Source organism: Rhizobium fabae (genome assembly GCF_003985135.1).
GTDB lineage: Bacteria > Pseudomonadota > Alphaproteobacteria > Rhizobiales > Rhizobiaceae > Rhizobium > Rhizobium pisi.
In genome coordinates, this window is sequence record NZ_ML133645.1 from 242,638 (window position 1) to 264,230 (window position 21,593).

General features: G+C 62.6%; 18 protein-coding genes, 1 other RNA gene and 1 pseudogene. 1 reads left to right on the top strand and 19 read right to left on the bottom strand.

The window, feature by feature from the left end; genetic code table 11:
* Window positions 1–121 precede the first annotated feature (121 nt).
* Window positions 122–803, bottom strand: a pseudogene (gene aqpZ / locus EFB14_RS01275) (aquaporin Z).
* Between the two features lie 210 nt (window positions 804–1,013).
* Between aqpZ and EFB14_RS01280 the strand changes: the two are divergent.
* A complete protein-coding gene (locus tag EFB14_RS01280) occupies window positions 1,014–1,943 on the top strand; it encodes a UDP-glucose 4-epimerase family protein (RefSeq protein WP_126822036.1) in 930 nt (309 codons plus the stop codon).
* Between the two features lie 3 nt (window positions 1,944–1,946).
* On the opposite strand, the gene murB is transcribed toward EFB14_RS01280, so the two are convergent.
* From murB to EFB14_RS01370, 18 genes are all read right to left on the bottom strand, one after another.
* Window positions 1,947–2,921, bottom strand: coding sequence for a UDP-N-acetylmuramate dehydrogenase (gene murB / locus EFB14_RS01285; RefSeq protein WP_125843585.1), 975 nt, complete (start codon window positions 2,919–2,921; stop codon window positions 1,947–1,949).
* Entirely contained in the window at window positions 2,918–4,333 is a 1,416-nt protein-coding gene (murC, locus tag EFB14_RS01290; protein WP_126822038.1) for a UDP-N-acetylmuramate--L-alanine ligase, read from the bottom strand. The genes murB and murC overlap by 4 nt, the downstream gene beginning before the upstream one ends.
* Complete coding sequence (gene murG / locus EFB14_RS01295; protein ID WP_126822040.1) at window positions 4,330–5,454, bottom strand: undecaprenyldiphospho-muramoylpentapeptide beta-N-acetylglucosaminyltransferase; 1,125 nt, start codon at window positions 5,452–5,454, stop codon at window positions 4,330–4,332. Before murG ends, murC begins: the two co-directional genes overlap by 4 nt.
* Before the next feature lie 6 nt (window positions 5,455–5,460).
* The gene (gene ftsW, locus EFB14_RS01300) at window positions 5,461–6,615 is read right to left on the bottom strand and encodes a putative lipid II flippase FtsW (RefSeq protein ID WP_125843582.1); all 1,155 of its coding nucleotides are present in this window, start codon (window positions 6,613–6,615) and stop codon (window positions 5,461–5,463) included.
* Between the two features lies 1 nt (window position 6,616).
* Window positions 6,617–8,029 (bottom strand): UDP-N-acetylmuramoyl-L-alanine--D-glutamate ligase, encoded by a 1,413-nt coding sequence (gene murD, locus EFB14_RS01305; RefSeq protein ID WP_126822042.1) that lies wholly within the window; start codon window positions 8,027–8,029, stop codon window positions 6,617–6,619.
* Between the two features lie 7 nt (window positions 8,030–8,036).
* The gene (gene mraY, locus EFB14_RS01310) at window positions 8,037–9,137 is read right to left on the bottom strand and encodes a phospho-N-acetylmuramoyl-pentapeptide-transferase (protein ID WP_125843580.1); all 1,101 of its coding nucleotides are present in this window, start codon (window positions 9,135–9,137) and stop codon (window positions 8,037–8,039) included.
* A gap of 21 nt (window positions 9,138–9,158) precedes the next feature.
* On the bottom strand, window positions 9,159–10,598 hold the full coding sequence (locus EFB14_RS01315) for a UDP-N-acetylmuramoylalanyl-D-glutamyl-2,6-diaminopimelate--D-alanyl-D-alanine ligase (protein ID WP_126822044.1): 1,440 nt from the start codon (window positions 10,596–10,598) through the stop codon (window positions 9,159–9,161).
* Window positions 10,595–12,115: a UDP-N-acetylmuramoyl-L-alanyl-D-glutamate--2,6-diaminopimelate ligase gene (locus EFB14_RS01320; protein ID WP_126822046.1), complete on the bottom strand. Its 1,521-nt coding sequence runs from the start codon at window positions 12,113–12,115 to the stop codon at window positions 10,595–10,597. Before EFB14_RS01320 ends, EFB14_RS01315 begins: the two co-directional genes overlap by 4 nt.
* Before the next feature lie 6 nt (window positions 12,116–12,121).
* The gene (locus tag EFB14_RS01325; RefSeq protein ID WP_125843577.1) at window positions 12,122–13,879 is read right to left on the bottom strand and encodes a peptidoglycan D,D-transpeptidase FtsI family protein; all 1,758 of its coding nucleotides are present in this window, start codon (window positions 13,877–13,879) and stop codon (window positions 12,122–12,124) included.
* Complete coding sequence (gene ftsL, locus EFB14_RS01330; protein WP_126822048.1) at window positions 13,879–14,391, bottom strand: cell division protein FtsL; 513 nt, start codon at window positions 14,389–14,391, stop codon at window positions 13,879–13,881. The genes EFB14_RS01325 and ftsL overlap by 1 nt, the downstream gene beginning before the upstream one ends.
* A gap of 1 nt (window position 14,392) precedes the next feature.
* On the bottom strand, window positions 14,393–15,418 hold the full coding sequence (rsmH, locus tag EFB14_RS01335) for a 16S rRNA (cytosine(1402)-N(4))-methyltransferase RsmH (protein WP_126822050.1): 1,026 nt from the start codon (window positions 15,416–15,418) through the stop codon (window positions 14,393–14,395).
* A 17-nt stretch (window positions 15,419–15,435) separates the two neighbouring features.
* The gene (mraZ, locus tag EFB14_RS01340; RefSeq protein ID WP_164737476.1) at window positions 15,436–15,873 is read right to left on the bottom strand and encodes a division/cell wall cluster transcriptional repressor MraZ; all 438 of its coding nucleotides are present in this window, start codon (window positions 15,871–15,873) and stop codon (window positions 15,436–15,438) included.
* A gap of 411 nt (window positions 15,874–16,284) precedes the next feature.
* Window positions 16,285–16,684, bottom strand: an RNA gene (gene rnpB / locus EFB14_RS01345) — RNase P RNA component class A.
* Window positions 16,685–16,737: 53 nt separating this feature from the next.
* The gene (locus tag EFB14_RS01350) at window positions 16,738–17,913 is read right to left on the bottom strand and encodes an NAD(P)/FAD-dependent oxidoreductase (RefSeq protein WP_126822054.1); all 1,176 of its coding nucleotides are present in this window, start codon (window positions 17,911–17,913) and stop codon (window positions 16,738–16,740) included.
* Between the two features lie 47 nt (window positions 17,914–17,960).
* Complete coding sequence (locus EFB14_RS01355; RefSeq protein WP_126822056.1) at window positions 17,961–19,151, bottom strand: NAD(P)/FAD-dependent oxidoreductase; 1,191 nt, start codon at window positions 19,149–19,151, stop codon at window positions 17,961–17,963.
* A gap of 116 nt (window positions 19,152–19,267) precedes the next feature.
* A complete protein-coding gene (locus tag EFB14_RS01360) occupies window positions 19,268–19,798 on the bottom strand; it encodes a lytic transglycosylase domain-containing protein (protein ID WP_126822058.1) in 531 nt (176 codons plus the stop codon).
* Window positions 19,799–20,059: 261 nt separating this feature from the next.
* Window positions 20,060–20,821 carry an N-acetylmuramoyl-L-alanine amidase gene (locus tag EFB14_RS01365; RefSeq protein WP_125843570.1) on the bottom strand — a complete coding sequence of 254 codons (762 nt, stop codon included), beginning with the start codon at window positions 20,819–20,821 and terminating at the stop codon, window positions 20,060–20,062.
* Window positions 20,818–21,525 (bottom strand): J domain-containing protein, encoded by a 708-nt coding sequence (locus EFB14_RS01370; protein ID WP_126822060.1) that lies wholly within the window; start codon window positions 21,523–21,525, stop codon window positions 20,818–20,820. The genes EFB14_RS01365 and EFB14_RS01370 overlap by 4 nt, the downstream gene beginning before the upstream one ends.
* Between the last annotated feature and the right edge of the window lie 68 nt (window positions 21,526–21,593).

Here is a 21,593-nt window from a genome sequence, read left to right on the forward strand (position 1 = left end):
GATTTTTTAACCTTCGCTTTTTCGGGGCGATCAGAGCGAACAGGCCCGCCGATCCGCGGAAATGCAAAAGCCCGCGCGGAAAAACCGCGCGGGCTCAATGGGATAGCTCTGTATCCGGCAGTCACTCGGCCTCGTCGATAAACCTCCAAACGAGCCCGCCGAGCGCCCCGCCCACCAGCGGCGCAATCCAGAACAGCCAGAGCTGCTGCAGCGCCCAGCCGCCGACGAACAGCGCCTGGCCGGTGGAACGGGCCGGATTGACCGAGGTATTCGTCACGGGAATCGACACGAGATGGATCAGCGTCAGCCCGAGGCCGATCGCAAGCGGCGCAAAGCCCGCCGGCACCCGGCTGCCGGTCGATCCCAGGATGATGATCAGGAAGAACATGGTCAGCAGCACTTCGATCAGCAGCGCCGAAAACAGCGAATAGCCGCCCGGGGAATGATCGCCATATGGCGGCAAAGCCGCCGAGTTCGAAACCCGCCTTACCGCTGGCGATGAGATAAAGCAGCGCGGCAGCTGCGATGGCGCCGATCACCTGCACGACGACGTAGGGAATGAGACGCGCGGCAGGAAACCGGCCCGCAACCGTAAGGCCGAGGGAAACGGCCGGATTGAAATGACCGCCCGATATGCCGCCCACGGCACAGGCCATGGTGAGCACGGTCAGGCCGAACGCCAGCGCCACACCCGTAAATCCGATCCCGAGCTCGGGATAGGCAGCAGCGAGCACGGCACTGCCGCATCCGCCGAAGACCAGCCAGAACGTGCCGAAAAATTCGGCCACAAGGCTCTTTTGCATGCGCAGTCCCTCCACCTCAACCAGAAAGTTCAGGATGAATCTGCTGCAATTCGATTCCGGTCAAGTTGGGGAGCGCCGTCGCCGCAAGCCTCACGCAAGGATCGGACGGTTGCGCATGTCGGGCCGTCAGCGTGAATCGCCGCGGTTTTTTATTGATGCGATCGTCCGTTCCGGTTAGCCAGAATTCTGCTTCAGCACAGGGAAAAGATCATGCGATGCCTCATCACTGGCGCAGCCGGGTTCGTCGGCCGTCCCCTCGTCGAAAGACTGCACAAGGAGAGCATCTCAGAGCTTTCGGTGACGACGCGATCTCAGGCCTCCGCCTTCCCTGGGGATATTAGGCATTTTCCTGTCGAAATGACCGAGGCGACCGACTGGACGCCGGCTCTCGAGGGCATGGATGTCATCGTTCATCTCGCCGCCCGCGTTCACATCATGAACGACCAAGCGGCCGATCCGCTTGCGGAATTCCGCCGAACGAACACCGCCGCCACTTTGAATCTCGCCGAACAGGCTGCGCGCGCCGGCATAAAAAGGTTCGTGTTCATCAGCACCATCAAGGTCAACGGCGAAGAGAACGATCGACCATTCCGGCACGACGACACGCCGAAGCCCATCGATCCCTATGGCATTTCGAAGCTGGAATGCGAAATTGGCTTACGCGACATCGCGGCACGCACCGGCATGGAAGCCGTCATCATCCGACCGCCGCTGGTCTACGGCCCGGGTGCAAGAGGCAACTTCGCCCTGCTCGCCAGCCTTGTGCGCAAAAAGCTGCCGCTCCCCTTCGCTTCGCTGAAGAACCGCCGCACATTGGTCGCGGTGCAAAATCTCGTCGACCTGATCATCGCTTGCATGGCGCATCCCGCCGCAGCAAACGAGACTTTCCTTGCCGGAGATGGTGAGGATCTTTCAACGCCGGAACTCATCAAGGGAATTGCCGCAGGGCTGGGCGTCAAGCCGGTGCTGCTCCCCTTCCCGCCCGCATTGCTGCACATGGCGACAAAGCTGGTGGGGAAGGAAGCGGTCTATCAACGCCTTTGCGGCTCGCTGCAGGTCGACATATCCCACGCGCGCGACGTTCTCGGCTGGTCGCCCGTCGTCACGCCGCGCGAAGGCTTGAAACTGGCAGTGAGATGACCTTTATTCGCTGGTCACACCCTGGAACGGGCGCACTTCGCGGCCGGGCATGAAGACGCCGAGGCGCTTGATTTCCCATTCGAGCTTGATGCCTTCTTTCTCGAAGACTTCGCGGCGTACTTGTTCGCCGAGATATTCGAGATCGTAGCCGGTCGCTTGCTCCATGTTGATCATGAAGTTGCAGTGAAGCGCCGACATCTGCGCCCCCCCGATGACGAGGCCGCGGCAGCCGGCTTCGTCAATCAGTTTCCAGGCCGAATGGCCGGGCGGGTTCTTGAAGGTCGAGCCGCCGGTCTTCTCGCGCACCGGCTGCACCGTCTCGCGGTGATTGCGTACCGCGTCCATCTCGGCGCGGATCTGGGCGCGGTCCTCAGGATAGCCCTCGAACAGCACCGAGGTGAAGATCAGGTCGGCGGATGCCGTGGAATGCCGGTAGGAATACCCCATCTCGGCATTGGAAATCACATGCTTATTGCCCTTGCGGTCGACCGCGTTGACCTCGATCAGCCGCTCGCGCGTCTCGACGCCGTTTGCGCCGGCATTCATACGCGCCGCGCCGCCGATGCTGCCGGGAATGCCGTAGAAGAAATGAAAACCGCCGATTCCGTTGTCCATCGCCATTGCCGCAAGGTGCTTGTCCGGGCAGATGGCGCCGGCAAGGATGCGGTTTTCACCGGCAAGCTCGACGAAACCGAAGCCCTTTGCCGATAGGCGCAGCACAACGCCGGGAATGCCGCCGTCGCGCACCAGGATGTTGGAACCGACGCCGACCACCGTCAGCGGCACCTCTTCCGGCAGGATCTTCAGGAAGGCGACGAGATCGTCGATGTCATGCGGCTGGAACATCAGCTCGGCAAGCCCCCCGGCCCTGAACCAGGTGACACGGTCCATGGGGGCATCCGGCGTGATACGACCGCGGATATCCTTTACACCGTCTCCGAGAGACGCGAGAAGCTTTTCCCCATTCACCTGTTTCATGCGGACTTTCCCGATAGGCCTTCCAGTTGCTTGGGCAGCGCCGCTGCCCAGGATGTAATGCTCCCAGCCCCCAACAGAACCACGAAATCACCAGACTTTGCAACCTCCGCGACCATCTGCGGCAGAAGCTCTGCCGAAGCAAGGAAGCGGGCGTCGCGATGACCGCCGGATTTGATGCGCGAGACGAGCGACATGGAATCGATGCCCTCGATCGCATCCTCGCCTGCCGCATAGACCGGCGCGAGGAAGATGCTGTCGGCATCGTTGAAGCAGGCAGCGAATTCCTCGAACAGGCTCGCAAGGCGGCTGTAGCGGTGCGGCTGATGAACCGCGATGATCCGGCCCTTGCAGGCTTCGCGGGCGGCGCGCAGCACCGCCTTGATCTCGACCGGATGGTGGCCGTAATCGTCGAAGATCTGCACTCCGTTCCATTCGCCGGTCAGCGTGAAGCGGCGCTTGACGCCGCCGAAGGAGGCAAGACCCTTGGCGATATCGGCGCTCGATATGCCGAGGCGGTTGGCAACGGCGATCGCCGCCGTGGCGTTGGAGATATTATGACGCCCGGGCATCGGCATGACCAGACCCTTGAGCTCGATCACCTGGCCGGTACGGCGGCGGCGGATCTCGACGTCGAAGATCGAGCGCGTGCCGTCGATGCGCACATTCTTGAAGCGCACGTCGGCCTGCGGGTTCTCGCCGTAAGTGATAATCTTGCGGTCTTCGATGCGGCCGACCAGCGACTGCACCTCGGGATGGTCGAGGCACATGACGCCGAAGCCGTAGAACGGCACGTTCTCGACAAACTGCCGGAAGGCGGCGCGCACCGCATCGAAATTGCCGTAATGGTCGAGATGCTCGGGGTCGATATTGGTGATGACGGCGACATCGGCCGGCAGCTTCAGGAACGTGCCGTCGGATTCATCGGCCTCCACTACCATCCACTCGCCCTCGCCCATGCGGGCATTGGTGCCATAGGCATTGATGATGCCGCCGTTGATGACGGTCGGGTCGAGCCCGCCCGCTTCGAGCAGGGTCGCGACCAGCGAGGTGGTCGTCGTCTTGCCATGCGTGCCGCCGATGGCGATCGCATTGCGGAAGCGCATCAGTTCGGCAAGCATTTCGGCGCGGCGTACCACGGGCAGCAGCTTTTCGCGCGCGGCGATGAGCTCGGGATTGCTCTTCTTGATCGCCGTCGAGACGACGACAACTTCGGCATCGCCCAGGTTTTCTGCCCTGTGGCCGACGGAGACCTCGATGCCCTTGTCGCGCAGCCGCTGGACATTGGCGCTGTCGGCCTGATCCGATCCCTGCACCCTATGGCCAAGATTGTGCAGCACCTCGGCGATACCGCTCATGCCGATGCCGCCGATGCCGATGAAATGGACGAGACCGATCGCCTTCGGCAGTTTCATACGCGTGTCCTCTTGAATTCGGAGACTGTCTTGCCGGCGGCAATAGCCTCAACCATGTCGGCAAGCAAGTTCGCGGCATCCGGTTTTCCCGCAAGCTTGGCCGCAGCCGCCATGCCGGCAAGCTTTTCCGGATCGTTCATCACATGGCTCAGAATGGAGGCGATGCGTTCAGGCGAAAGCTCCGCCTGCACGATCACCTTCGCCCCGCCGGTCGCGGCGAGTGCTGCGGCATTGGCCGCCTGATCATGGTCGAGTGCATGCGGATACGGCACCAGCACGGCAGGGCGCCCGATGACGGAGATTTCCGAAACCGTGGAAGCGCCGGAGCGGCAGATCACCAGATGCGCTTTCGCAAGACGTTCCGCCATATCATTGAAAAACGGCGCGATATCGGCGCTCATCTGCAGCTGCGCTGCGCAGCCGCGCACCATCTCCATATCCTCGGGGCGCACCTGCTGCGTGATCCGCAGCCTTTCGCGCAGTACGTCGTCGAGCAGGCTGATCGCCGTCGGCATCGCCTTGGAGAAATATTGCGCGCCCTGGCTGCCGCCGAAGACGACGAGATTGAACGGCTCGCCGGCACGGGAAGGCAGATAAGGCTGTTCGGCCGCGGCAAGGATCGCCGGACGCACGGGATTTCCCGTTGCAATCGTCTTGTCGGAGAAAGCACCGCCGCTTTCGGGCAGGAATCCGCCGGCAATCGCTTTCACGCGCGGCGCCAGGGCCTTGTTGGCGCGCCCCATGACGGCATTCTGTTCATGCAGCATCGAGGGCACGCCGAGCCGTGTCGCGGCAAGCAGCGGCGGCACGGTGGGATAACCGCCGAAACCGACGACGATGACGGGTTTCAGCCGCTGGATCAGCTTTTTCGCCGCCCGCATGCCGCTCCAGAGCGTCCACAGCGAGCGGGCGACGGCGACCGGGTTCTTCGAGCCGATCGTTGCCGACGGCACGACATGGATTTCCTCGGCCGGGAACTTGCCGGCATAACGCTCGGCCCGGCTGTCGGTCACGAGATGCACCGAATAGCCGCGCTCCTTCAGCTTGAAGGCCAGCGCCTCCGCCGGGAACACATGGCCGCCGGTTCCCCCGGCGGCAAGCAGCACGATGCCCTTGCTCATAAGCTTTTACTCCGCCGGCATGCCGTGCGGGACGCGGAAGAGGCTCCGGTCCTGCGCACGCTTTTCCGGCCGATGGCGCGTCAGCGCCAGAATGAAGCCGGCGGTGACGCAGATCGCCACCATGGAAGAGCCGCCGTAGGAAATCAGCGGCAGCGTCATCCCCTTGGCCGGCAGCAGCTCGAGATTGACGCCGACATTGATAATAGACTGGATACCCATCTGCAGCACCAGGCCTGCAACGGCAAACCGGTTAAAATCGTTCCGCTCGCGATAGGCATGCGAGAGCCCGCGCAGCACGAGCACGGAAAACAGCGCGACGAGCGCCATGCAGAAGACGATGCCGAACTCTTCGGCCGCGACGGAAAAGATGAAGTCGGTATGCGCATCCGGAATGATGCGCTTGACGATGCCCTCGCCCGGGCCCTGGCCGAACCAACTGCCGCGGATAATCGCCTCGCGGGCCGTGTCGATCTGGAACGTGTCGCCCTCGCCGGTCATGAACTTGTCTATTCGCAGCGCGACGTGCGGGAAGACGTAATAGGCGCCGAGCAGGCCCCCGGCGCCGCCGACGCCGAGCAGCATGATCCAGATCCATGGCATGCCGGCCATGAAGAACATGCCGCCCCAGACCGCCGTCGTCAGGATGGTCTGGCCGAGGTCCGGCTGCGCCACGAGAAGGGCCGCGACGATGCCGAAGAGGATGATGGCAAAGAGATTGCCCGGGATCTCAGGCTGTCGCGCATGTTCGGCAAACAGCCAGGCGCAGACCACGACGAAGGCGGGCTTCATGAATTCCGACGGCTGAATGGAAAGGCCGGCGATCCAGATCCAGCGCCTGCCGCCCTTGACCTCCTGCCCGACGAACAGCACCAGCACCATCATCGCGAGCGAGATGATCAGGAGCAGGATCGCGGTGCGCCGCACCTGGCGCGGCGTCAGGAAAGACAGCCCGAGCATGACGGCGATCGAGGGGATCATGAAGGCCGCATGGCGCTTGACGAAGTGGAAGGGCTCGAGCCCGATGCGCTCGGCAACCGCTGGCGATGCCGCGAAGGACAGCATGAAGCCGATGCCCATCAGGAAGATGAACATCGCCAGGAAGAAGCGGTCGATGGTCCAGAACCAATCGGCCAGAGGCCCACGTTCCGCGCGGCTTACCATGTCATTTCTCTCCTGTTGCCGGACCGATCAGCATCGTCATTCCGTCAAGTGCCGCCACGTGGCCGACGAAGGCATCGCCCCTGACTTCGAAGTTCTTATACTGGTCGAAGCTTGCGCAAGCCGGGGATAACATCACGGCTGAAGCGGCGGCCTCGTCACGTTCCGCATCGGCTGCCGCATGTGCGACGGCGCGCTCCAGCGTACCCGAAATCTCGTACGGCACGGCTTCGCCGAGGGTCGCGGCAAATTCCGCCGCCGCCTCGCCGATCAGATAGGCCTTGGCGATGCGCGGGAAATAGGGCGCAAGCGTCGTGATGCCGCCTGATTTCGGCAAGCCGCCGGCAATCCAGTATATGCGATCATAGCTCGAAAGGGCCGGTGCCGCGGCATCGGCATTGGTCGCCTTGGAATCGTTGACGAAGACGACGCGGCCTCGTTTGCCCACAGGCTGCATGCGGTGCTTGAGGCCGGGGAACGAAGCAAGGCCGGCGCGAATGTCGTCGGCGGAAATCCCGACGGCAAGGCAGGCGGCGACGGCTGCGGCAGCATTCTGCGCATTATGGCTACCGCGCAGCGTCTGGATGCCGTCGAGATCGGCGAAGGGCAGCACGGCGCCGCCGGCGGCCTGAACAAGCTTGGTCCCCTCGGCATAGATGCCTGATGCCACCACGTTGCGGCGCGAAATGCGGACCACCTTGACGCCTGCCCGCTCGACGCGGTCGGCGATCAGCGCCGAATGGCTGTCGTCGATGCCGACGATCGCCACATCGCTGCCGGCGACCAGCCGCTCCTTGACGTCGGCATAGTGCTGCATCGTGCCGTGGCGATCGAGATGATCCGGAGTCAGGTTGAGCAGGATACCGGCCGAAGGGTTCAGCGTCGGCGCCAGATCGATCTGGTAGGAAGAGCATTCGACGACGAAATAACGGCCCGTCTTCGGCGGATCGAGCGTCAATACGGCCGTGCCGATATTGCCGCCGAGTTGCGTGTCGTAGCCTGAGGATTTCAGGATATGGGCGATCAGCGCCGTCGTCGTCGACTTGCCGTTGGTGCCTGTTATGGCGATGAAAGGGCAATCCGGCGCATGGGCGCGACGCTCGCGCACGAAGAGTTCGACATCGCCGACGATATCGACGCCCGCCGCGCGCGCAAGATCGACGGTCCAGTGCGGCTTCGGATGGGTGAGCGGCACACCGGGCGACAGCACGAACAGCGCCTGCTGGCTCCAGTCGATAGTGTGCAGATCCTCCGTCCGGATGCCTTCCGCCGAGGCCTTGGCGACGCTGTCGGGATTGTCGTCCCAGGCGGTCACCTCGGCGCCGCCCGCAATCAGCGCGCGGGCGGTGGCAAAGCCGGAGCCGCCGAGCCCGAAGAGCGCGACCTTCTTGTCCTTGAGCGTCGTGACCGGGATCATCGCCGCCTCACCGCAGCTTCAGCGTCGAGAGACCGAGCATGGCAAGGCCGACGGCAATGATCCAGAAGCGGATCACCACCTGGCTCTCCGTCCAGCCCTTTTTCTCGAAGTGATGGTGGATCGGCGCCATCAGGAAGACGCGCCGGCCGGTCATCTTGAAGAAGCCGACCTGGATGATGACCGAGAGCGTCTCCATGACGAAAAGGCCGCCGATGATCGCCATGACGATCTCGTGCTTGGTGGCGACGGCGACGGTGCCGATCGTGCCGCCGAGCGCCAGCGACCCCGTGTCGCCCATGAAGATGGCGGCCGGCGGCGCGTTGAACCAGAGGAAGCCGAGGCCGGCGCCGATGACAGCGCCGAGCACGACGGCAAGCTCACCCGTGCCGGGCACGAAGTTGATCTGCAGGTAGTTCGCAAACACGACGTTGCCGGCGAGATAGGCGATGACGCCGAAGGAGGCGGCGGCGATCATCACAGGCACGATGGCAAGCCCGTCGAGGCCGTCGGTCAGGTTGACGGCATTGCCGGCGCCGACGATGACGAAACCGCCGAAGACGACGAACATGATACCTATATTGATCATGAAGTCTTTGAAGAAGGGAAAGGCGATCGAAGAGCCGAAGGTCGAGCCTGCTATTCCCGAGGCAAGGGCGGTGCGCATCATGAAATAGACGGCGATGCCGGCGATGACGAACTCGATGCCGAGACGCGCCTTGCCGGAAAAGCCCTTGTGGCTCTGCTTGGTCACCTTGAGATAATCGTCATAGAAGCCGATCGCGCCGAAACCCAGCGTCACCAACAGCGTGGCGACGACATAGACGTTGGAAAGATCGGCCCAGAGCAGCGACGCGCCGATGATGCCGGCAAGGATCATCAGCCCGCCCATGGTCGGCGTGCCGGCCTTCTTGAAATGCGTCTGCGGCCCATCGGCGCGGATCGGCTGGCCTTTGCCCTGGCGGATCCGCAGCGAATTGATGATCGTCGGCCCGAACAGGAAGACGATCAGTGCGGAGGTGAAGAGAGCGGCGCCCGTGCGGAAGGTAATATATCTGAACAGGTTCAGAAATTTGAAATATTCCGACAGTTCGACAAGCCAGATCAGCATTCAGGGCCCCTTGTTACCCGGTCAAAGTTCGCGTTGCGTGTCGGAAAATGCCGGGAACTTGTCAAGAAGCGCGGCGACGATCCTGCCGAAACCGATGCCCAGAGACGATTTCACCATCAACACGTCGCCCGGAGCGACCGAGTTCAACACGTAGTCCGTCAATTCGCTGGTGTTCTCGCGGTACTCGACATGGACGCTTTCCGGCAGTGATTCCTTCAGCGCAGCCATCTCGGCTCCGGCGAGCCAGACATGTTCGATGCCGGCCGCAAGCAGCGGCCCTGCGAGATCGGTATGAACCTTCTCGGCATATTCGCCCATTTCGAGCATGTCGCCGAGCACGGCGATACGGCGTCCGCGGCCGGCCGGCTCGGAGGCCGCAAGCAGCGCGATCGCCGCGCGCATCGAGGCCGGATTGGCATTGTAGCTCTCGTCGATCAGCGTGAAGCTGCCGCGGCCGCCGCCGATCGCAAGCCGGTGGCGCTTGCCCCGGCCCTTTTCCGGCTTCAGCGTCGCAAGCGCCTCGATCGCTTTCTGCATATCGGCGCCAACGATCCTGACGACCCCGAGGGCCGCAAGCGCATTCTCGGCGATATGGCGGCCCGGCGCACCGATCGCGGCCTCCAGCGTCTCGCCACCAATCGTCAGCCACAGTGTCGAATTCTCGTCCGATCCGTTGAATTCGGCGAGCCGGAATTCGGCCTTGGCGTGCTGGCCGAAGGAATGGACATGCTCGACGCCGAGCGATTGTGCCGTTCGGTCGAGGAAATTGAACTGGTCGTTGTCGCGGTTGAGCACGACATGGCCGCCCGGTTCGACCCCTTCGAAGATCTCGGCCTTGGCGGCAGCGATCTCCTTGATGCTCTTGAAATTGCCGAGATGGGCCGGCGCGATCGTCGTGATGACGGCGACATGGGGCCGGATCATCGCCACCAGCGGCCGGATCTCGCCCGGATGGTTCATCCCGACTTCGAAGACGCCGTAATCCGTGTCGTCAGGCATGCGCGCCAGTGTCAGCGGCACGCCCCAATGATTGTTGAAGGAGGCGACGGAGGCATGCACCTTGCCGGAGGGCGACAAAACGTGCCGCAGCATCTCCTTGGTGGTGGTCTTGCCGACGGAACCTGTGACGGCGATGATCTTCGCCCGCGAACGCTCGCGGGAGGCCTGCCCCAGACGCCCGAGCGCCGCAAGCACGTCTTCCACGACGATCATCGGCACCGTCAGGCGGCCCATGGCGGGAAGTCGCGCTTCGCTGACGACGAGCAGGGAAGCGCCGTTCGCCATTGCCATGGACGCATAGTCGTGACCGTCGACACGGTCACCCTTAATCGCAAAAAAAGCCTCGCCGGGGCTGATCGAGCGGCTGTCGATGGAAATGCCGGTGATGCCTTCAGGCGGAGTGCCGAAGGGGCGCCCCGCCATCGCTGCGATCATGTCTTCGGTCGTCCAGAGCCAGCTCAAGATTTCAGTTCCTCCAAGGCCTTGCGCACCTCAGCATGATCGGAGAACGGCAATGTGACGCTCCCGATCGTCTGCCCTTCCTCATGCCCCTTGCCGGCAACGATCAGCGTGTCGCCCGATTTCAGCATGCCCACAGCCTCGCGTATCGCCGTGGCGCGATCGCCGATTTCCGAGGCGCAGCTTGCTGCCGCCATGATCTCCGCCCGGATCGAGGCCGGCTCCTCCGAACGCGGATTGTCGTCGGTGACGATGACGACATCGGCAAGGCGGCAGGCGATTTCACCCATGATCGGCCGTTTGCCGCGGTCGCGGTCGCCGCCGCAGCCGAAGACGACGACGACGCGGCCCGTGGTGAAGGGCCTGACCGAATTCAGCACGTTTTCCAGCGCATCGGGCTTGTGGGCGTAATCGACATATGCGAGCGCGCCGTCCTTGGTATGGCCGACGAGCTCGAGACGGCCCGATGCGCCGACGAGTTTCTCAAGCGCTGCCATCGCGACCTTCGCCGAAACGCCGGTCGACATCGCAAGTCCTGCCGCAACAAGCGCGTTGGCGACCTGGAAATCGCCGGCCAGCGGAATGTCCACCTCGAAGATTTCGTCGCCGACATGGATCTCGGCCGTCTGCTTGTGACGGAAATGCTCGACCCGTTTCAGCGTCAGATAATCGCCCTTGCGCCCGACCGTGCGAACATCGTGGCCGGCATCGGCCGCCGCCTTGATCGCCTGCGCCGACCACGGATCGTCGGCGAAAATCACCGCCGGCGAACCCTTCGGCAGCAGCGTATCGAAAAGGTGCATCTTGGCGGCCATGTAGGATTCGACGGTCGGGTGGTAATCCATGTGGTCGCGGCCGAGATTGGTGAAGGCGGCAGCGGCAAGCTTCACGCCGTCGAGCCGGCACTGGTCGAGGCCGTGGCTGGACGCCTCCATCGCGGCATGCGTGACGCCCTCGCCGGCAAGTTCGGCGAGCAACTGATGCAGCGACACCGGATCTGGCGTCGTCAGCGCACCATATTCGTTGCGCGTCGGTGAAACGACGCCCGTCGTGCCGATCATCGCGGCCGGATGGCCCGCATGCGCCCAGATCTGCCTGGTGAAGGAAGCGACGGAGGTTTTGCCTGCCGTACCGGTGACCGCGACCATGGTCTCGGGCTGCCTGCCGAAGAAGCGCGAGGCGGCGATGGAAAGGAATCGGCGCGGTTCCCTGACCGCAAGCACCGGAATGGAGGCATCGACGGCCTGGGAGGCAATCGCGACGGCAGCACCCCGACCGGCAGCATCGGCGATGAAGCCCGCGCCGTCCGCCTTGGTACCGGCGACTGCGACGAAGGCATTGCCCGGCGCCACCTTGCGGCTGTCCGAAGACAGGCCTGAAATATCAAGCAGGCCAGCCGGGCCTTCGAGCTGTGCTTCAAGTTCCGGAAACTGATCTCCGGCCAGGTCTCGCAATTTCATCGAATGCACTTTTCCCTCTTGTAGCCGGTCCGCACCTTGCGAATCGGCGTCGGTATTCATTCACATTCAATAAGACACCAGCAAGGCCGAACCGCCCTCCCCGAATTTCGGCTCGATGCCGAGAATGGGGGCCGCACGGCTGATGATCTCGCGGGCGATCGGGCCTGCGGTACCGGCGGAGATCGTTCCACCATATTGCTTCTCGCCGGTCTTCGGCTCGTCGCAGAAGGTGATCACGGCGTATTTGGGATCGTTGATGGGGAATGCGGCGATAAAGGAATTGAAGTTCAACGTCGCCGAATAACGCCCGTTCACGACCTTGTCGGCCGTGCCGGTCTTGCTGCCGACGGCAAAGCCCGGCACGCGGGCGACGCGGCCGGAGCCCTTGAAACCGTTCACGTCGAGGAGATAGCGGATCTGGTCGCTAGTCGACTTCTTGATCACCTGCGTTGCGACCTCATCGGCCTCAGCGCGCGTGCGCGGGAGGAATGTCGGCTCGATCAGCTTGCCGCCATTGACGAGGGCGGCGGCCGCCACGCCCGTCTGCAGCGCCGTCGTCGAGACACCATGGCCGAAGGAAATCGTGATCGAATTGATCTTCTTCCAGACACGCGGCTGGCTCGGCATCTTCACTTCGGGCAGTTCGGTCTGCATCTTCGTCAGCAGGCCGAACTTGTTCAGGTAATCCTTCTGCGCGTCGATGCCGACGATGTCGATGACGCGCGCCGTGCCAATGTTCGAGGAATACTGGAAGATTTCGGGAACGCTCAGCCAGCGGCGCTGCCCGTGAAAATCGTGGATGGTGAAGCCGCCGATATAGATCGGCTTGCTGGCATCGAACGTGTCCGTCATCTTCACCTTGCCGGTGTCGAGCGCCATCGCCAGCGAAAAGGTCTTGAAGGTCGACCCCATTTCGAAGGTGCCGTTGGTCATGCGGTTGAGCCAACCGTCCTTGGCGCCCTCTTGCGGATCGTTCGGATCGAAATCCGGCGCCGATGCCATGGCGATCACCTCGCCGGTGTGCACGTCGATGACAGCCGCACCGGCACCCTTGGACTGGAAATTGTTGACGGCGTTGACGACGGCGTCGCGGACGATGTTCTGCACGCGCAGATCGATCGAAAGCCGCACCGGCTCGAGCGGCTGGTCGCTGGTCATGCCGACCGAGGCGAGATCGGCGAGCCCCTGGTCGTCGATAAATTTCTCCATGCCGGCGACACCGCGGTTGTCGATATTGACGTAGCCGAGGATGTGGGCCGCGGTCGATCCGCCCGGGTAGAAGCGGCGCTTCTCCGGCCTGAAGCCGATGCCGGGAATGCCGAGCGCCAGGATCTGGCTCTGCTGCTTCGGCGTCAGCTGCCGGCGAAGCCAGGCGAAATGCGAAGTCTTGAGGGAAAGCTTCTTATAGGTGTCCTTGGCGTCGAGTTCGGGCAGGACGGAGGAAAGCTTCTCGACCGCCTCGTCGACGTCGACGATCTTGTTCGGCTCGGCAAACAGCGAGACGGTGCGGATATCGGTGGCCAGCACCTCGCCGTTACGGTCGACAATATCGGGGCGCGAGGCCATCAGCCGGTCGGGCGGCAGGATGCTGGAGACGACCTCCTGATCCTTCATCGCATATTCGACGAGACGGCCGCCGATGACGGCATAGACGCCCATGAATCCCATGATCAGCAGACCGACACGGCTTTTCGCCTGTCCGGATTTCTTCTTGCGCGACCCCTCGATCGCCATGCCGGCGGAAGGACCGCCGAAACGGTTATAGACGCCGGCGGAGAAATGCGCCTGGCTCTTCAGGACCATGATGCGGGAAAGAAACGACATTATTCCACCGACCCCGTTTCGATCTCGTCTGCGTCTACGTCATCCTCCGCCCCGCCGCCGGGCTCCACTACGCCATGCGGATCAACTGCACCGCGCGGCTCCGCTGCGCCGCGCGGTGCAGCCGTCGGAACGGGTTGGGCCTTGGAGGCAACGGTCGCGCCCTTGGCGGCGGCTCCGGTCGCGCCGCCGGCCTTGGCCTCCGTCACATCGGGCACGGGAACCTCGGATTTCAGCATCGGCAATTCCTTGGCATGCACGAGCGCAGTCGATTCCGTCGGCTGCAACTGCAACTCGTCATTATAGGCCTTGACCAGCCGCTCCAGCCTGTTCGGCTGCGATTGCAGCGCCCAGTCGGCCTTCAAAAGGTCGATCGTATCCTTCTCGAGCTTGATCTCGGTTTCGAGGCGATGAACCTCCTCGAGCTTCAATTCGGCGCGGTGCTTGATCGTGTAGGTAACGGCAGCCGCTGCCGTCATGACGCCAATGAGCACGAGATCGAACGTTTTCAGCATATCAACCTCCAAGCTTTCCGAGAGTGGCAAGATTGGGAAATCCGAAGAGCGACATATCGGCAGCCTCGGCCGCGGCCTCCGTCCTCAGGCCGGCGCGCAACTTGGCGGAGCGGGCGCGCGGATTGGCTTCCGCCTCCGCCTCGCTTGCCGACACCATCGGCTTGCCGATCGCCGCAAAAGTCGCCGCCCGCTCATGAGCGACCGGCAGGTGCCGCGAGCCAGACGCCTTGCCGGCGCGGTCGGAGAAGAATTTCTTGACGATGCGGTCTTCAAGCGAATGAAAGGTGACGACAACGAGCCGCCCGCCGGGCTTCAGCGCTTGTTCCGCGGCAAACAGCGCCTGGGCCAGCTCGCCGAGCTCATCATTGACGAAGATGCGCAGGGCCTGAAAGACGCGCGTTGCCGGATGGATCTTGTCCTTCATCTTGCGGGGAGTGACGAGTTCGATGAGGCCAGCGAGATCGCGCGTCGTTTCGAACGGCTTTTCCTCGCGGCGCTTTTCGATCGCATGCGCGATGCGCGGCGCCTGGCTCTCTTCGCCGAGAAAATGGAAGATGCGGATGAGATCGGCGACCTTGGCGCGATTGACGACGTCGGCGGCCGAAACGCCTTCGGCCGACATGCGCATATCGAGAGGCCCGCTCTTCTGGAAGGAGAAGCCGCGTTCGGCCTCGTCGATCTGCATGGAGGAAACGCCGATATCGAGCACCACGCCATCGAGCCCGCTTTCCGGCGCATGCTCGGCAAGATGCGAGAATTGCGAATGAATGAGCCTGAGGCGGCCACCATGGGCCGCGACCATCGCCTGACCCGCCGCAATCGCCGTCGGGTCGCGATCGAGCGCGATCACCTCGGCACCGGCCGCAAGGATGGCCGAGCTGTAACCGCCCGCACCGAATGTGCCATCGAGGATGAGCTTGCCGGGCGCGGGTGCCAAAGCCGCGAGCACCTCTTCGAGAAGAACCGGAATGTGACGAACCGGTCCGCCACCGGCATCAGTTGAACCTCCGCCAGGATTCGCCGCCATTCCGTTCCCTCGTCCTTTCAGGAACGCTTGCCCGCCAGCTTGCGCTCCCCTCGTGCTTGCGTCTGCGCCGCCAGAAATGCCTTCGGCTGCCACAGCTGAAAATGATCCGCCCGACCAACGAAGGCCACTTCGTCCGAGATACCGGTGAAGTCGCGAATGAAATCCGTGACCATCAACCGCCCCTCGGCATCGAGCTTCATGAAGACCCCGCCCCCGTGAATCAGAAGCGACATCTCGTTCGCATCCGGCGAAAACGGGTCTTCCGCAGCAATCTGCCGCTCGAATCTTTCGAGAAGATCCGGGCCGCCGACGCTGATCGCCGGAAACACAAAGTCCTGAAAGCAGTAGAGCTCCTGGACGTTGCGCTGCGCCAGCACGGAACGGAACGCCGAAGGCACGGAAACCCTGCCCTTGGCATCGATCCTGTTGGTCGCGTTCGAAAGGAAGCGGTTCATGACACGAAACATCCGTTCCCGCAGGGATCCGGACCAAAAGACGCCCGAAAGTCCCAATATCAGGCACAGCTTCGCAAGCCGAATGAGCAAAAAACCATCCGACGTTCCCGGAGAGGGAGCCGCCTTTGCTTTGCGATGAACGGGCAGATGATTGCCCTGATGCAGTGCACATTTGGGATAGCATGGGACCATATGGGCGTCAATGGGATACGCCCATTTTGCAACGGACGCATAATCAAAAATTTATAAGCCGTTAAGTTTAACAAAGGGTTAGCGGACCGCCTTCACAGGGGACACGCAGTGGTGGTTCCGCAAAAAAATCCACCCGGCGGCTGCATGAATATTCGCTTGAAAACAGCCTCTCTCAGCGACTTACGGTGAAGATTCGGATCTCTGCGCCACAAAATATGAATCGCCAGTTGGCCTGTAAGCCGGGTTCTGTATGGCTCCGGCGTGAACCGGAACGTGGCAGCCATTCCTCTGGGACAGCGCTCGCACGCTGCCTCTCGCAACCCACCCGGATGACTGGCCTGGAAACCAGCCGGAAGGCCTTTCGGCCTGCCGCGTCATCCCTATTCGGTCTTGCTCCCGGTGGGGTTTACCGTGCCATTTCCGTTGCCGGAGACGCGGTGGGCTCTTACCCCACCCTTTCACCCTTACCTGCGCGAACGCAGGCGGTTTGCTTTCTGTGGCACTTTCCCTGAGGTCGCCCTCGCCGGACGTTATCCGGCACCGTGTTTCCGTGGAGCCCGGACTTTCCTCACCCTACCGCCTTTCGGCATTGGTAAAGCGCGGCTGCCCGGCCAACTGGCAGGGCTCCCATAAACGAGAGAAATCGCAATTGCTATAAAAATCAAAATTTACTTACCGAAATTGTGGTGTGAATTCCGTGGAGTAGCCCTGCCCGCTGATTCTGCCTGACAAAAGCAGCTCGGCCCCGAGCCTGCCGATTTCGTCCGAGCTCTTGGCCGAGGTGCCGGCACAGCCCGTCAGTACGGCGATTGCGGGCGATGAGGTATAGCCGATCATCGGATAGCCGCCTTGCGTATACGAGACGACGCAGGCCGCCGTCGAAATCGAAAGCGGCGTTATATCGGGCACGAGGCCGGCGACGATGCGCTGCAGATGCGCACGCACGGTCTCACGCCCTTCGGTCTTGAACCAGGCCCGCATTTCCGCCTCGTCGTGGAGGATCAGATCGTCGGGGTCGCCGCCGATCTTCAGGTAGAATTTGCCGTCGGGATAGCGGATCGGCGGCAGCAGGTAGATATGAAAGCCGGGGGTTTCGAGAATGAGCGAAGGCATCCCGGCAAGGCGGGCCGCATCGGCCTCACTGACCTCGAACAGCGTCACGGTCCGGGCATAAACCGTCATGGCAACCGGTCGCGGCAACAGATTCTCCGCAATGGAAAATCCGCCCGCCGCCAGCAGCACCTTTTCGGCGCGATAGGTGAGCCCGCCAGCGGTCTGAACGACAGCCGACCCGCCCTCGCTGCGGATCGAGATGACGTGATCTGGGATGACGGTGGCGCCTGCCCTTTCCGCCAGCAGCGACTGCGCCTTGACCAGCTTGCGCGGGCTGATGTGGCCGGCGCCCTTCGCTTCGAAGACACCTGCACTGCCTGATGGACAGGCGAAGAAGGGAAAGGCGGCTTTCAGCCCTGCCTCGTCGAGAAGGCTGGTCTCGACGTCGAGAGAGGCGGCGGCCTGCCGGGTTCTCGCGAGATAGTCGCTTCCATCGGGCGCGACGACGACGCAACCGACCTCGCGATAGAAATCGATGCCGCTCTCGCTCGCGATCTCGCCGTAACGGCCGATCGAGCGGTTGGCGAGCAGCGCCCAGTTGCGGTCGGGATCGATGGTGCGGGTGATGCGCCCCTCGTCGTAATGGCTGGCGAAGACACCTTCGTGCGCCCTGCGATCATCAGGCTCGTCCGGGCCGATCACCGCCACGCCATCGGCCTGCCGCGCCAGATGCCGCGCGGCGGCGGCTCCCATCAGCCCGCGGCCGACGACGATGTATTTGAAATCGACTGCCATGGAATTTCCCTCTCTACAGCGCCGCGCGTCTTCTCGGGTTTAAGGAGTTATGCCGCAGCGAAAACGGGCGTCAGCTCCCGGCCGAAATCCTCATCCCCGAGCCGTCCTTCCGCCAGAAGCACGGCTCCCAGCCGCCCGAGTTCGTCGGAGGATTTGGCCGCGACGAAATTGCCGCCGGTGAGCACTCCGATGCGCGGCGACTGTGCGAAGCCGACATAGGGATAACCGGTCGGCGTGAAATTCGCCACGCACGGGCCTGAGGTAACAGGGCAGCCGGCAAGTTCCGGCATCAGCTGCAGGGCGATGCGCGAGAGGTGATCACGCTCGGCCGCACTCCCGTCGGAACGAAACCACGCGCCGGCATCCTTCAGATTCTGGAAGGAAAGCCTCTCGGTATCGCCGCCAAGCTTCAAATAGGTCTTGCCATCGGGATAACGCACCGGCGGCAGGATATAGATGTGGTCCTCCTCCCGGTCGCCGAGCACGATGGTCGACGGCATATCGCCGAAGATCGCCATCTCGCGCTCGCCCATTTCGTAGAAGACGACCGTGCGCGCCATCACCCTGGTATCGATAGGGCGCGGCAACAGCGTATGGAAATTGCTGAAGCCGCCGGCCGCGACCAGCACACGCCCGGCGCTGTAGCTTTTGCCGCCGGCCGTCACCTCGACATGCGAACCGGCGTCGCGAACGGAGGTTACGGTTTCTTCGATCAGAGAAACGCCGCCCTGCTCGGCAAGGCTCACCTGCGCCCGCACCAGCGCCCGCGGGTTGATATGTCCGGCACGCCTACGCTCGAAATATCCTGTGAAATCGGGATCGACGGCAAGATAGGGAAAACGCCGGCCGAGTTCCGCCGGCGCGATGGCCTCGATATCGCTGCCGAGCGTCCGGCTGACGGCCACGGCGTCGCGGAAAAAGTCCTCCTCGGCCTTCTGAGGACCGACATAGAGGCAGCCGACCTCGGAATAGAAGGAAATGCCGCTCTTTGCTTCGATCTCGCGGTAGCGGTCGAGCGCCCGCGCGGCGAAGGTTCCCCAGGCCAGATTGGCGTCGAAGGTGCGGGTAATGCGCGCTTCGTCATAGTGGCTGGCGAAGACGCCGTCATGCGTCTTTCGCTCTTCCGGCTCGCGCGGGCCGATCAGCGCGATGCCGTCGGCCATCGAGGAGAGATGCCGCGCGGCCGCCGCCCCCATCATGCCGCGCCCGATGACGATGAACCTGAAATCGACTGCCATTTCCACCTCATTGCGAGGTGGCCCACCTCGTTTCAAGCTGGGATATCACGGCAAGCGCACTGATTCATATCGCAAAATTGCCGCAAGAGTTCTCGAAAGCGCTTGTGCGGCCGTGCTCAGTCGAGCATTGCCAGCACCTTGCCGCAATAGGTCTTCGACACTGGGTTCATACGGGTTGCGGCATGGCCGGCATTGTATTTGAGGATGGTGTTGCAGGTCTCGCCGCCGCCGAGCTGGTGGGCGGCCGCCAGGTATTTCATGCCGAATTTGATATTGGTCTCGGGATCGAACAGGCCCTTCCTCGTGCCGGAATACCCCATCATCCTGGCCGTTGCCGGCTTGATCTGCATCAGGCCGATTTCGCCGGCGCTGCCGCGCGCGTTCGGATTGAAATTGCTCTCGACGCGAACGACGGCCTGGGCGAGTGCGACGGGGACGTCGTATTGAGCGGCATATTTATTGATCAGCGCAGCATAGGGAACGGCGGCGGTGGAGAAGTCGGGCATCGCATAGCCGCTCTGGCGATCAACGGTCTTCAGCGAGATGGTTTGCGCCCTGACACCCCAGTCATCATTCGCCGAGGCAAAGTTATACCCTGCCAGCAGCATGCCGAAGCACGCCGCAGCGCCAATAATCAAATTCTTCATATAGTCTCTTTACTCCGACCCAAAGAATTGCAGGACTGCGCGCCTCGCCGTCATCCGGTCATACGCGATCAAGGACTGATCGCGTCCGCAGCAATTCTTATCGTTTCATTTTGCGCTCGTCGTTACACTTTAAATAAGCCGCGAGCGCTGTTCAGCGGGCGTTCTTAGACCATCGCAATGAGGAGATAGTAGGGAAATGATGTGGCGCGGCAGATTTCTCGCCCAACACGGGAAAACCGCCGAAAAATCCGGCTTCTACCGTCAGGAATAACGCGGCAACGCCGACAGCAGCCGATGCAGCGTGTCGATGGTCGAGAAATCGGCGATCCCATCCACCCGTTCGGGGCGGAAATGGCGCTGGAAGGCTTCCACGTCGCCGGCCGTCTTTTCGGAGAATTCACCCGTGATTTCAGTGCCATAACCGTAGAGCGACAGCATTGATTGCAGCGCTTCGACCGGTTGGCCGGCGTCGCCACGCTGGAAGAAGCGCCCGCCGGTGATCCTTGCCGGCTCGACCCAGTGCCCGACACCCGCCCGGCAAAGCTCGCCCCAGGGGAATTTTTCGCCCGGATCGACCTTGCGGACAGGGGCGACATCGGAGTGACCAAGCACCCTTTCCGGCGCGATCGACCAACGTTTGACACAGTCGCGACACAATTCGATCACCGCCGCGATCTGTTCTTTCGGATAGTCGGGAAGGCCGCCGGGATGGCCGGCATTGGCGATCTCAATGCCGATCGACAGCGAATTGATATCCGTCTCGCCGTGCCAGCTGCTCTTTCCTGCATGCCAGGCGCGCCGCGTTTCCGGCACCAGTTGCACCACGTCACCGTTCTCATGCACGAAATAATGGCTGGAAACCTGGCTCTCTGCGCGACAGAGCCAGTCGAGCGCGCCCTCTGGCGTCGGCATGCCGGTATAGTGCAGCAGGATCATATCGGGATCGCGCCCGTCCGCCCGCTCGCCATGGTTCGGCGATGGACGCACGGATGCGCTTCGATAATCGGCCTCGAAAGAGGTCATGCGGCGCGGCGTTCCTTCTCGATCGCCGCATAGGCCGCATTCAGCGCCGCCATGCGCTCATTGGCGATCACATGGAACTCCTTGGGCACGCCGCGCGAGATCAGCCGGTCGGGGTGATGTTCGCTCACGAGGCCATGGTAGCGGCGGCGGATCGTCAGAAAATCGTCGGATGGCGACACGCCAAGCACCTTATAGGGATCGCCGCCGGAAAAGACGTGGCGGGCGGCGATCTGCTCGAAGCGGGTCTCGCTCATCTGGAAGATCTCGGCGATATGACGCAGGAAATTCAGTTCCTTCTCATGGACCAGCCCATCGGCCTTGGCGATGTGGAAGAGGCCGTCGAGCACGTCTTCGAGCACCGGGCAATTGGCAGCACAGGTAACGCAGAGCGAAGAAAGCCGCTCGGCATAGGCTTCGTAGCCGGCGACGTCCTGGCGCGCGAGATTGTAGAGCCTGGCGACGTTCTTTGCCTGGTCCGCAGGAAACTCGAAGATTTCGCGGAAGGCTTCGACCTCCTTCTCGCTGACGATGCCGTCAGCCTTGGCCATCTTGGCCGAAAGCGCGATGATCGCCACGGAGAAGGCCACCTTGCGCCGCGTCTCCGGATCGCCTTCGAAAACCGTGCGGATAGCCTCGACCACCGCGGAGAGCGCATTGCCCGCGGTATTGCCAATGGCATTCAACAGTTTTTCCCAGAAGGACATCGAAGATCTCTCGCACGCTTGCCGTTATAACAAACAGCTTGACCAAAGAATCCGAGCCTTTGCAAGGC